This window comes from Desmonostoc vinosum (assembly GCF_059505385.1).
In genome coordinates this window covers 112-11,723 of record NZ_JCACKM010000187.1, presented here as the reverse complement: position 1 = coordinate 11,723, position 11,612 = coordinate 112, and the positions used below count along the sequence as shown (strand labels likewise).

The 11,612-nt window shown below is 40.5% G+C and carries 13 protein-coding genes; 9 read left to right on the top strand and 4 right to left on the bottom strand.

Annotation, left to right across the window (positions count from 1 at the left end; genetic code table 11):
- Positions 1-362 (top strand): zinc ribbon domain-containing protein (locus AC5JMF_RS23660; protein ID WP_495798150.1); only part of this gene is annotated, 362 nt, incomplete at its 5' end.
- Positions 363-688: 326 nt separating this feature from the next.
- Here AC5JMF_RS23660 and AC5JMF_RS23655 read toward each other — a convergent pair.
- From AC5JMF_RS23655 to AC5JMF_RS23640, 4 genes are read right to left on the bottom strand one after another with little or no spacing between them, the layout of a single operon-like run.
- Positions 689-1,333 carry an FHA domain-containing protein gene (locus tag AC5JMF_RS23655; protein WP_495798149.1) on the bottom strand — a complete coding sequence of 215 codons (645 nt, stop codon included), beginning with the start codon at positions 1,331-1,333 and terminating at the stop codon, positions 689-691.
- Positions 1,311-3,449 (bottom strand): PstS family phosphate ABC transporter substrate-binding protein, encoded by a 2,139-nt coding sequence (locus AC5JMF_RS23650; protein WP_495798148.1) that lies wholly within the window; start codon positions 3,447-3,449, stop codon positions 1,311-1,313. The genes AC5JMF_RS23655 and AC5JMF_RS23650 overlap by 23 nt, the downstream gene beginning before the upstream one ends.
- A 33-nt stretch (positions 3,450-3,482) precedes the next feature.
- A complete protein-coding gene (locus tag AC5JMF_RS23645) occupies positions 3,483-4,160 on the bottom strand; it encodes a response regulator (RefSeq protein WP_495798147.1) in 678 nt (225 codons plus the stop codon).
- 58 nt (positions 4,161-4,218) lie between these two features.
- Positions 4,219-5,337 carry a sensor histidine kinase gene (locus tag AC5JMF_RS23640; RefSeq protein WP_495798146.1) on the bottom strand — a complete coding sequence of 373 codons (1,119 nt, stop codon included), beginning with the start codon at positions 5,335-5,337 and terminating at the stop codon, positions 4,219-4,221.
- Positions 5,338-5,723: 386 nt separating this feature from the next.
- Here AC5JMF_RS23640 and AC5JMF_RS23635 point away from each other — a divergent pair, with 386 nt between their 5' ends.
- The 8 genes from AC5JMF_RS23635 to AC5JMF_RS23600 all read left to right on the top strand — a co-directional run.
- A complete protein-coding gene (locus tag AC5JMF_RS23635) occupies positions 5,724-6,563 on the top strand; it encodes a Pvc16 family protein (RefSeq protein ID WP_495798145.1) in 840 nt (279 codons plus the stop codon).
- A 173-nt stretch (positions 6,564-6,736) separates the two neighbouring features.
- Positions 6,737-8,398, top strand: coding sequence for a phage tail sheath family protein (locus tag AC5JMF_RS23630; RefSeq protein ID WP_495798144.1), 1,662 nt, complete (start codon positions 6,737-6,739; stop codon positions 8,396-8,398).
- A 100-nt stretch (positions 8,399-8,498) separates the two neighbouring features.
- Positions 8,499-8,975, top strand: coding sequence for a phage tail protein (locus tag AC5JMF_RS23625; protein WP_495798143.1), 477 nt, complete (start codon positions 8,499-8,501; stop codon positions 8,973-8,975).
- 108 nt (positions 8,976-9,083) lie between these two features.
- The gene (locus tag AC5JMF_RS23620) at positions 9,084-9,560 is read left to right on the top strand and encodes a phage tail protein (RefSeq protein WP_495798142.1); all 477 of its coding nucleotides are present in this window, start codon (positions 9,084-9,086) and stop codon (positions 9,558-9,560) included.
- 11 nt (positions 9,561-9,571) lie between these two features.
- Complete coding sequence (locus AC5JMF_RS23615; protein WP_495798141.1) at positions 9,572-9,919, top strand: hypothetical protein; 348 nt, start codon at positions 9,572-9,574, stop codon at positions 9,917-9,919.
- A gap of 94 nt (positions 9,920-10,013) precedes the next feature.
- Positions 10,014-10,397 (top strand): phage tail assembly protein, encoded by a 384-nt coding sequence (locus AC5JMF_RS23610; protein WP_495798140.1) that lies wholly within the window; start codon positions 10,014-10,016, stop codon positions 10,395-10,397.
- Positions 10,394-10,543 (top strand): DUF6760 family protein, encoded by a 150-nt coding sequence (locus AC5JMF_RS23605; RefSeq protein WP_495798139.1) that lies wholly within the window; start codon positions 10,394-10,396, stop codon positions 10,541-10,543. Before AC5JMF_RS23610 ends, AC5JMF_RS23605 begins: the two co-directional genes overlap by 4 nt.
- On the top strand, positions 10,540-11,612 hold a 1,073-nt coding region (locus AC5JMF_RS23600), incomplete at its 3' end, for an FHA domain-containing protein (RefSeq protein ID WP_495798138.1). The genes AC5JMF_RS23605 and AC5JMF_RS23600, both read left to right, overlap by 4 nt.

Sequence of the window (11,612 nt, the reverse complement as noted above, 5' to 3'; positions counted from 1 at the left end):
ACACCTCACAAAAATGTTCAAATTGTGGTGTGATTGTGAAAAAATCTCTATCAACTCGCACCCATGTTTGTAGTTGCGGTTGCAGTTTGCATAGAGATGAAAATGCAGCAATTAACATTTTGAATCTTGCAAGACAACGGCAGTTGCTACAACGCTTTGAACCCCAACGCGAGTTGTTCATGGGGGAAACCACGCCACTTGCGCGGCTGTCGGGAAACCCGAAGGGCGCAGTGGCTCCCCAAGACACACTCGCTCCGCAAAGCACTGCCTCAACTAGGGACGGGCAGTCCCGAAGTAACGCTGTAGGACTCGTTGCCTCTACTTTGCTTGGTGAAAACCTGGTAGAGCAAGTGACGAGGTAGATTACAGAATCCCCGTACCTTCAGGTCTGGGAGTGTCAATGTTGTAACAATGGCAACCTGATTGGATATCAAAATTGTGTGTATTTTTTAGTAGCACTCCCACGCTTTTAAGTCTTTGAGGGATTTGCTTAATTTAGTATGGGTTTGTGATAGTTTGGAATTGCAGCTTTCAACAGCAGACTTCCCCTAATGGGATGAAAAAGTTAAAAGTAGATTGCGATCGCATTTACTAACAGCAGCATTTTTTGCTAAGCTATCTACAAAAAATTTGGTGTGTTCAGACTTCGCTAAACACACCAAAAACTTTGCAACATCAGTAATTAATATTACATGATATATACAGTAAAATTAACTAAATTATCTTGACCAAATCGCAGCATATCACCATTAATCAGGCGATATTGCACACCAGGAGTAAGAAGGCTGTTGTTTAAATAAATACCATTCGTACTCATATCAACAATGATGTATGCGTTTTGTGACCAATCCCAATCGACTCGTGCATGGCGACGAGAAACTATTCCTTCATGGGGGATACCAGTCAGATCAATTTCTGGGGCGATTGTCACACTCTGACTACGGCGACCAATAAAACCTCCTTCTCCGTGCAAATGAAACTCCCTGCCTGAAGTATGAATTAGCTTCAAAACTGGTACTCTTTGCTGTGGTGGAGTATAAGCAGGTTGCGGTGGCACATAAGAAACCCGCTGTTGATAGGATGTCGAATAGTCAACGGGGGCTGGAGGTGCTTGAGGAGTTTGGTAACTAGGTTGTTCTACTGGTCGCTGAGACTGAACAGGTGGTTGACTAGGTGGTTGTTGAGGTGGTTGGCTGGGTGGTTGACTAGGTGATGGCGCAGGGGCAACCACATTACCAACAGGAGTAGAACACCAAGGGCAAACCTTAGCATTGTTGGGCAGGGCGCGGTTAAAATATTCGCAAGTTGGGTTAGGGCACCGATTTGCAGGCATAGGAGTTTATATCATCAGGCATAGGTTGTAAAGGTACAAGACCTACTTTACTAAGCAAACACTGACCCTGACGAGTAGTTAGCATCTCAGCAAATGTAGAACCGCTAGGTGGGCGGCTGTTGTCTTTAGGGTACACTACAAACATCAAGTACCCCAAGGGGTAACTTTGGAAAGTGTTTACATCAAAATAAAAGTTGTCATGCTGGCATAAGTCGTCTAAGGTATTGATTGGGCGACGCTCCAGCCTTTGAAACAGAGGTTGACTAGGTGGCTTATTGCCGTCAACTATGGCTAGAGGATAGCCAGTACACTGATCCCAAGTTTTGCTAAGAATACCAAAACTAATGATGCCAGTATTCCGTCCTTTTTGAACTTCTTGACGTATCTGGTTCTGGGTTGCTGTTGTATCAAGTTTTGTGACATTTGCATCAAATAAAGCCTTGGCTTGATTATCGTTTTTGAGAACTATTTCTTGAAATTTTTTGATTGCTTCAGGTTCGGTTGGTGCAAAAGCTTTTACAGCAAGATTGGGAAGTTTTTGATTAATCTGCTGCCAATTAGTAATTTTACCTGTATAAATTTGCTGCAATTGTTCAAGAGTAATTTGTCCTCCTAGATAATTAGCTAAATTAGTATCTTTTTTATTAAATGCTACAAAAACAAGTAAACCATCATATGCAACTGCTTGTTTATCTAAGTTGTCTGTGATGCTGTCTACCAAACTAGTAATTGCAAAATCTTTTTTACTTGTTTGGACTTCTTCGATGCTTTTTGTAGGATTCTTGACATCCGGTGATGTGATGGGTTGATAGATGAATGTTGCTGTTGCTCCTGGTTTGGGGTTGGTTAATAAATCATTTAAACGGCTATTATCTACTGGTTGCTTTAAAATAAGACTCCATGTACTGATATTTTCTCCTGTATAATTAAACGTTCCTGTTGGCACATTACTGACTTCAGAAAAATTCCGCTTCAATTTGGGCCATTGTACCAATCTGTTATTATCACCTAGCTGATGACGCTGCCAAAAATAATACCAAATTCCTCCTCCCAATAAGAGAAAAACAAAAATTAGTAATAGAATTATTAAGCGGCGAAAACGCTTTTCTTTTTCTTGAGCGTCGTCAAGCGATCGCCTCAAACTTTCTGCCTGTTCTGGTTGAGAAAGTTGTAATAGTGCCTTGCGAGCCATTTCCGCACTGGCAAAAGGATTCTCTAACCCAATTAAGCGATAAAGGAATTGCCTTAAAGCATCATCTGTATCTGGCCATAGTTGATCATCTTTTGGATCAAGCGGTTGATTAGAAGAGTAATTAGGTGTTCGTTTTGCCCATAAATAAAAAGCTACTAACCCTAAAGCTTTTAAATCTTCAATTGTGTTACCAGGTGGAGGTGGGTTAATAATTGGAGGAATAAATAAGTTTTCCCAAATAGCTAAATCGCCAAAATATATATAAAAATCTTTATTATTTTCTACATCAATCAAAATACTATCTAAATTGATGTTGCCATGGGCGATACCCTGCTGTATTTGGTTTGAGGGAAAACGCAACTTTTGTGTATGGAGAAACTCTAAGGTTTGCAGAGCTTGATTGAGTAATTCTCGTATTTGCGGAGCAGTCATTGCTCCATTGTCCATTAAATACCGACTTAAAGTTTGGGATGATTCTAGTCCTGTAGAAATTAAATAACAGCGTTCTCCTTTTTCATCTGCGATCGCTTCTAAAGTGTGAATCAAGCGAAAAGTTTGAATTCGACTATCCGCTAAATCCACTCCTCCTATACGTTTGAAACTTTCTTTGCGCTTGCTTGTTTCACTTTCATTAAAACAACGATTAGGTAGCAGATATTCTTTAATGATTACAGGTTGCTTATCCTTAAGTTGAATAGCCGAGTAGAGGCGGCCTAAACCCCGCACCCCTAAAAAGTTGGTGACTTGATAATTACCCTGATTGCCTTTAATCTCCGATTCTAGGGGTAAAGTTGCCGGAAAACCACACTCCAAACAAAACTTAGCGCCTTTGATTTGTTGCGCTGTTTGAAAAGGGCGATCGCAAGTTAAAGGAGAATTGTAAGAGCAAGGGTATTCTTGATACAAAGATTCAAATACAGGCATATACAAACAGTTGCGTGAATTGCTTCTTTATGCTCAAGCTTTCACAAGTCCCAGCTTAATAGCAGCTACAATAGCTTGAGCGCGGCTTGTCACCTTCAATTTATCAAAAATACTTGTCAGATGCGCTTTGACAGTGGCAATTGTCACATATAAATGCTTAGCGATTTCCTCGTTAGAAGCACCTTGAGTTAGCCAATGCAAAACCTCTTGCTCTCTCTCTGTTAAATGCAACTGATGACAAGCCCTCACAGAAGAGTCTGAATAAGCCTGGAAAAAACGGAAAAATCGACTAGCAACTTCCGCAGGTAGATAAATCTCAGACCTAGTTACAGTATCAATAGCTTCATATAACTGAGTCGCCAAACGATTTTTAAAGACATAACCCGCTGCACCCCCCTGCATAGCCCGAAAAATCCACTCATCTTCTTGATGAGCTGATAATACTAAAACCTTACCAGCATAAGAAATTTCCTTAAGACGCGCTAAAGCCGTAATGCCATCACTCCCAGACAATTGCAAATCCAGCAAAATCAAATCTGGAGAATTTTGGGCTGTAAACTTTAAAACTTGCTCTACAGAATCTGCATCACCCGCCACTTCTATCAGCAAAGAAGAATTAATATTATAAAAGTTGAGCAGGGTACGTAACCCTTGACGGAAGCGTTCCTCGTCATCTACCAGTAAAACCGAAAGTTTTTGATTCTCGCCCATTTGCAGATACCCCCTAACAGTGCTATGCAGAATCTAGTACGTAAAGCTCTTTATCTAACTAAAGATTCTTTGGTCGAGGCAAAATGAAAGAAAACTGTGCGCCTCTATCTGATACACTGTCTGCCCAAATGTTTCCTTGATGATCCAAAATAATTTTTTTAGCAATAGTTAAACCTAGTCCTGTACCTCCTAAACGACGTGAATAAAAGGGATTAAATATTTTTGGGATATCTTCTTGAGATATTCCTGGGCCTTGATCTGAGATTTTAATTAAAACTTCCTCCTGGAAAATCTGCCAGCTACAACTAATTGTTCCACCATTGGGACTAAAATGAGCCGCGTTACTGAGTATATTATCGAACACTTGCTTGATTTGTAAGCGGTCTATCTTCAAAGTAGTAGACGTATCGGGAATATTGATCTGAAGTTGCTTTTGATTAATTAGAGGTTGTAAACAGTTTAGACTTTCGACTACTATACCTTTTAAGTCTTGAGGGGCTATTCTTAATTTTGCACCTTGACCACAATCAATAATCTCATTTAAGTTCAACTCTAAATCTTGGATGCTGTTGCCAATAATTATTGCTTGCTCTTGCCAAGGACTATTTTGCAATCCCAAATACAAATTATGTGCATACAGTCCGATCAATGCTAATGAGTTACGCAATTGATGACCGATACGATGAAGTATATCTTCTAGTAGTTGCAGCTCAGATTTTTGTCTCCCATGATCTGAATAAAGGTCTGCGTATTTGCTTAGCAACATAGCAGAACGCTGCACATACTGCTGCGAATTTGAACAAAGAGGTTCAGAAGTAATTATTTGGATGTATTCAGGTTTTTGATTTTTATAGCCGATTGGGCAAATGTAAGCAATAAATTGTAAATAATCAAGTTTGAAAGATTGTATCGTCAAAACATGAGGAAAGTTTGTCAGCCAAGCTTCTGATCTCAAATAAGCCAAAATATGTGATGCAAACGGGACTTGATTTTGAGCATAATTCGTCACTTCCTGATGAGCTTTGAGCAAAGAATCATAGTAAACAAAACGAGCAAATAAAATCGGATGCTGACTAGTTAACTGTTCTGCTTGTAGCTGACAAAAACCTTGTATATCAGGGGAATCCCAATAATTAGAGGTACTGCCAAGTTTTGGCCGAGAAAAGCCTAAAGTCATAGCTTTACCCACTTTTTCTAACCAACATACTTAATACTCTGACGAATAGTATAAATTTATGCGGTACACCCAAGGGTTATTTTTTAACAAATAAGTTAGATTTGAAACTTAATATACAAAGAATTATTAAGTAAAGATTGGTGTACGGGAGTGGGGAGTGGGGAGTGGGGAGTAGGGGAAGAGATATTTTCATGGTTTCATTGTGTAGTTCTTAATATGGGCGGCTAGTTTTGAAAATAAAGGCAAAGCAAAAACCTAAAAGCTAAATTATTTTTCAATTCCCCACTCCCCATTTTTCAAAATATCGACAAAAGTCTAATTAACTTCCCAAGCCTAATTCAGATACTCTAAAGGCATCTGGATTTAGCTACCAGCACAACACCTTCATGCTTATCTTCGTTCTTCAAACTTTGGCCGAAATTCTAGCTGGAGGAACTTCACTTACCAGTACAGAGCAAATTGAGTTTAGTCATCCCAGTAATCGCAGAGAAGAGGGAGCAGGCCCAACTCTCAATTTATATATTTATGATATTCGTGAGAGTAGACAATTACAACATTCTGGGAAGCAAGTTGAACGCAAACTTACACGCGCTCTACAACCGGCCACTGTAAATTGGGCCCCTATATGGTTTGATGTTTCTTTAATATTAACGGCCTGGGATAGAACAACTTTAGGCGAGCATCATTTTCTTGACGAAGCACTGATTGTGCTTATGCGTCATCGCTGTTTACAAGAGGAATTTTTGGTTCCCGAATTGCGGGGTAATGGTGGTTTGCCAATGACAATTGGACTAGAGCCGTCAATTGAGGCTGGAACTTTGTGGAGCGCTCTGAATGTACCTTTACGTTCAGCCTTATATTTGACAGTTACGGTTCCTTTGAATACACAGCCCACTTCCATACCTTTAGTTTGGGATCGAATTTTCAATTTGCGAAACCAATATGCTCCAGAAGGTAGCAGCAGAGTGTTAACTCAGCGGGTAGCAATTGCAGGTATTGTGAAAAGTGTAGTCACAAATCTGCCGTTATTAGCGACAGAAGTGACTTTGAGGGGAACTAAAAAGTCTATGGAATGCACCAAAGATGGACTTTTCTTTTTTGAAAATCTTGAGATAGGTAACTATGTTTTGAATGTGAATTGTCCAGGGTATTTACCTCAAAATGTAAATGCATTGGTGGATAATCAAAGTCATACCTTCAAAGAAGTTTTATTAACTCCTGAATAAAAAAAATTTACGCAATTGATTCATGTACTTTCTGTAATGATGTTCAAGGATCAAGAGTCTAAAAATTCAGCTACTTTTTGAACTTTTGACCCTAGACAACGTTGTAAGAAAAAAATTATGGCACTTGCGTAAGTTATGAATCACTAAATTTTGACTAACTTGGAGAGATTTTCATGGCCAGACTTGATTACTTTGCTCCTGGTGTCTATATTGAAGAATTTGACCGAGGTAGCCGGCCGATTGAAGGTGTTAGCACAGCAGTTGCTGGGTTTGTAGGTTTTACAGAAGATATTCGTGATGATGCTGAGCTATGTAAGCCCATGCTCGTGACGAATTGGACACAATATCTGAACTACTTCGCCCGTCCCAACTCTGATGGTTTCACCGACTTTAATGCCTATTTACCCTTTGCGGTATATGGCTATTTTATGAATGGTGGCGGTCGCTGCTGGGTAACAAGTATTGGCACTCAGTTACCAGGTACACCCAAACCCTCAACCACAGAACCTGCGACTCTGCGAATTAACTCCAGAGGTAATCGTCCATCCCTGCGTTTTACTTTGCGTCCAGAGCAAGCGGCAGGTGGATTAGTCAATATCTTCATTACTGATGGTTCGCCTCGCGCTTTACCTGAAGGTACAGAGGGAGAAGCCCCACCAAACACAGGTGAATATTTCACGATTCAAATTCGGCGGGGAGATGAAATTCTAGAGCAGTACGAGAACTTGACGATGAACCGCGAGCCGTCGGCTCAAGCAGCAACTTATGCGCTGGCAGCATTGCGGAATTCGATGTATATCACCGTAGAAGACATTACTCAAAGCGGACAACCATTAACGCGCCGTCCGGTTAATGGTCAGTATGAGCTAGCGCCACCAATTGTTGCTACCCCACCCGACAGATTTTCGCAAGATTTAGAAGGGGTACGTGATGACCGTACAGGGGTACGTGGGATTTTTGAAATCGATGAAATCACGATGTTGGCGTGTCCTGATTTGATGCGGGCTTATCAAGCGCAAGTGATGAACCTAGATCAAATCCACGGTGTCATGGAATTGATGATTAGCATGTGCGAGGGTTCCAGTAGTGGTGATATTCCCAACCCACCCAACCGGATGGTTGTACTCGACCCACCGCCAGAAGCTGTTAAACCTCAACAAGTTGTGGAATGGTTAAATAGATTTAACCGTCGTTCAATGTTTGGGGCCTTATATTATCCTTGGATCAAGGTTCCTAATCCACGCGATCGCGGTAATCCCATTCTCGTACCTCCATGTGGTCATGTCATGGGTGTTTGGGCACGCACCGACGAAACCAGAGGTGTTTACAAAGCCCCAGCAAACGAAGTACCCAGAGGTGTAATTGGTTTAGGTTATGAAACCAATTTCCGCGAACAAGAATTATTAAACCCCATTGGTATCAACTGTATCCGCAGCTTCCCTAATCGCGGTATCCGCATCTGGGGCGCACGTACTCTCGTTGAACCAGATAAAACAGAGTGGCGTTACATTAGCGTTCGTCGGTTGATTAGTTACCTAGAAAAATCTATTGAGTTGGGTACTCAATGGGTAGTTTTTGAACCGAACGACCAAGATTTATGGGCACGGGTGCGGCGTACAGTCAGTAACTTCTTAGAGCGGATATGGCGTGAAGGTGCTTTATTTGGCGATTCACCAGAAAAAGCATTTTATGTCAAGTGCGATGAAGAACTGAATCCACCAGATAGCATCATTTTGGGTCGTTTATATGTCGAAGTGGGTGTTTGCCCAGTTAGACCAGCAGAGTTTGTCATCTTCCGCATCAGCCAATGGAACGCGCTTGATGATCAGGAATAGTATTAGTCATTAGTCATTGGTCATTGGTCATTAGTTTTGAACAAATGACTAATGACAAAAAACGATTTTTCCACACTATCAACTTATTTAGGAGACAATTATGCCGGGCGAATTTCTTACTGGTGCCGTCTTTTATTTAGAAGCAGACGGAATTACTGACAAATTTGTACAATCAGTCGATGGATTAGGATCAAACACTGGCGGTACTAAAGGTGTTGTTGGTTCTGGTAAAAATGGCAAAGTTGCACGTCAAAATACTCCAGGACAAGCAGAATTTGATGATGTCACAATTACAGTCAATTATGATGGCGACAATACCATTTATCAATGGTATTTGAAGTGTAATAAAGATGGCGAACCCCGCGAATGGGATGGCAATCGTAAAGCAATGTCAGTTGTTGGTTACGGACAAAGTAAGGATACTGAAATCTTCCGAATCAATATGAAGAACTGCTACCCCACTAAATACACAGCTCCTAAGTTTGATGCTAAAAGCGGTGATATTGTGACAGAACAAATCACAGTATCTATTCAGGGTTTTGAAATTATTTCAAAATCAAAAACACTAAAGTCTTAGTTCTCTTTAGTAGTTAGCGTTGCTCAGATCCCCAACTTTTAAAAAAGTTGGGGATCTAGCAGCCGTCAAAAATTTTAAAAAAAATCTATTTTCATATTGTGAAATGCCGTGGCTCCATTGACATCTGAACTTCTTACTAGCTATCGTTTCTTTTTAAGATTGGGCATAGGTGGAGGTGAAAATGATTGCTACTTCCTAGAATGTCAAGGATTTAAAAGAACACAAGATGTAATTGAAATTTGCGAAGTCACTTCTCAAAAGCGGCAAGGAGGATCAAAAGGTCTACCAGTTAGAACTAAGCTTCCTAGCAATTCTAAGAGTGGTAATATCACGTTGCGTCAAGGTTTAAGCAGTTCTAAAAACTTTTGGAAGTGGTTTGAAGACGTTGAAAAAGGACAGTGGGCTAAACAACGTCAATTTATTTCTTTATCTATTTATGATCAAAAATCTAAAAAAGAAGTTAGGTTTGAATTAGCTGGTGCTTGGCCTACTAGTTACAAAATTGCTGATGTCAGTGCTAAAAGTAATGAAATAGAAATCGAAGAATTGGAAATTGCTTTTGAAGAATTTAAGCGTACACAATAATTAGGAAAAATATGTTTCCCACAGAGTTTGAATTTACGCTCCCTAAAGGTTATCTAGACTCAGAAGGAAATCTTCATCGTACAGGAATCATGCGATTATCAATGGCAATAGATGAAATTGCCCCCTTGCGCGACCCACGAGTTAAAGCTAATCCCGTTTATGCCACAATTATTATTTTGTCGCGTGTGATTACCCGTTTGGGTGCTTTATCTGAAGTCAGTCCGGCAATAGTAGAAAACTTTTTTGCTCAGGATTTAAATTATCTTCAAGATTTTTACCGTCGAATCAATGGAGCAGAAGAGAAAAATTCTCTGCCAGAAAATACAGCAAATTCTCCTGAATTACTGCTTTCTAATTAAGTTTTTGTCATTTGTTTTTTGTAAATATAAATAACTAATGACCAATGACCAACGACTTAGGACAATCCTGACCATAGAAAAAATTTGATAGTTTATGCCCCGTAAGAAGGATACTCTCCACACTGAATTTAGCTTCACTCTCCCTAGAGGATTGGTTGACAATCAAGACCGAGTGCATCGTCATGGAATGATGCGTTTAGCCACTGCCAAAGATGAAATTGTGGTGCAACAAGAATCTAAAGTTCAGGAAAATCCTGCTTACGGTGTGTTGGTGATGCTTTCAAATGTGATTACTCGTTTGGGTAGTTTGACCTATGTCAGTCCTGATTTGCTCGAAGGACTGCTTCTATATGACATCGCCTATCTCAGGGAATTTTACAACCGAATTAACCAGCAAGGAAATGCACATATTCCTGCACAGTGCCCTCATTGTAATACCGAGTTTTCGGTGCAACTAGAATTAGCGGGGGAGTCATGAGCTACCCCTCTGATACTTTATATGAGGAGGTAGCTTTTATTGCTTATTATTTTCATTGGTCACAAAATGATATTTTGAATTTAGAACACACTACCCGTCAGCGCTGGGTAGCTGAAATTAATAAAATTAACCAAAAATTAATATGAAAGTAAAAGTTAGCTACTCACCAAACATAAGTGAAGTCAACGAGATCGAACTGAACCCAGAAACTGCAAAAGGAGGAGAATGGTTAATAGGCCGCTCTCCAGATTCTGATGTAGTCTTGGACAGTCCTGATGTTAGTCGGTTACATGCCAAGTTCTTAATTAAAGCTGGAAGTCACTACTTTAGTGACCTTGGCAGTAGAAATGGCTCAATAGTCAACGGCAAACAAGCTGAGAAAGACAGACCATATGTATTAAAAGATGGAGACGTGATCCGAATTGCTGATTATGTTCTCATTGTGGAAGCAGTCACTCCTCTGTCTGAGCAACTACCAGAAACAGTATTCAGGATTATAGACCCTTCATTGTTTTCCAGACCGCGACCAACTGAAAGTGTCAGCAGTTCCACTAATGCTGAATCAGTACCAGAAGAAGCTAGTCAAACTACGGATGAAGTAGAAACTCCTGAAATTGTCAATGAAGTCTCAGAAGTTGCTTCTGGTGAATCTGATGAAGACAGCGAAACTGCTGAAGCAATAACTACGCCAGAAAGCACAACGGAAACATCTGAAGAAGAGAGTGCTGTTTTAGATTCTCTTAGCGAGGAACTGACCGATTTTGATCGAGCAGTTGCCGCAGAAGCCACCTATGTACAGCCACGTGATATATTCGCTCCTGAACAAGAAAGCCAAGTTCCAGCAGATATCAGTGCAGAAGATGAGGAAGAAACTGAGGAATTTGTTGGAGAACAAACTGTAGTTCAACTACAAGATACAGACGAATTTGTTGGAGAACAAACTGTAGTTCAACTACAAGATACAGACGACCAAATTCCCGAAGTTACCAGCGATGAAACTGAAGAAGTAGAATCTCCCGAAGCGATCGCCACCGAAGAAGAAGTAGAATCTCCTGAAGCGATCGCCACCGAAGAAGAAGTAGAATCTCCCGAAGCGATCGCCACAGAGGAAGAATTAGAAGAAGTCGAATCTCCTGAAGCGATCGCTACCGAGGAAGAACTAGAATCTCCTGAAGCGATCGCCACCGAAGAAGAAGTAGAATCTCCCGAAGCGAT

Excerpts from the sequence above, each read along its gene's own strand:
- AC5JMF_RS23610 (WP_495798140.1), top strand. The coding sequence starts at position 10,014 with ATGCCCCGTAAGAAGGATACTCTCCACACTGAATTTAGCTTCACTCTC.
- AC5JMF_RS23615 (WP_495798141.1), top strand. The coding sequence starts at position 9,572 with ATGTTTCCCACAGAGTTTGAATTTACGCTCCCTAAAGGTTATCTAGAC.
- AC5JMF_RS23605 (WP_495798139.1), top strand. The coding sequence starts at position 10,394 with ATGAGCTACCCCTCTGATACTTTATATGAGGAGGTAGCTTTTATTGCT.
- AC5JMF_RS23630 (WP_495798144.1), top strand. The coding sequence starts at position 6,737 with ATGGCCAGACTTGATTACTTTGCTCCTGGTGTCTATATTGAAGAATTT.
- AC5JMF_RS23625 (WP_495798143.1), top strand. The coding sequence starts at position 8,499 with ATGCCGGGCGAATTTCTTACTGGTGCCGTCTTTTATTTAGAAGCAGAC.
- AC5JMF_RS23650 (WP_495798148.1), bottom strand. The coding sequence starts at position 3,449 with ATGCCTGTATTTGAATCTTTGTATCAAGAATACCCTTGCTCTTACAAT.
- AC5JMF_RS23640 (WP_495798146.1), bottom strand. The coding sequence starts at position 5,337 with ATGACTTTAGGCTTTTCTCGGCCAAAACTTGGCAGTACCTCTAATTAT.
- AC5JMF_RS23645 (WP_495798147.1), bottom strand. The coding sequence starts at position 4,160 with ATGGGCGAGAATCAAAAACTTTCGGTTTTACTGGTAGATGACGAGGAA.
- AC5JMF_RS23635 (WP_495798145.1), top strand. The coding sequence starts at position 5,724 with ATGCTTATCTTCGTTCTTCAAACTTTGGCCGAAATTCTAGCTGGAGGA.
- AC5JMF_RS23655 (WP_495798149.1), bottom strand. The coding sequence starts at position 1,333 with ATGCCTGCAAATCGGTGCCCTAACCCAACTTGCGAATATTTTAACCGC.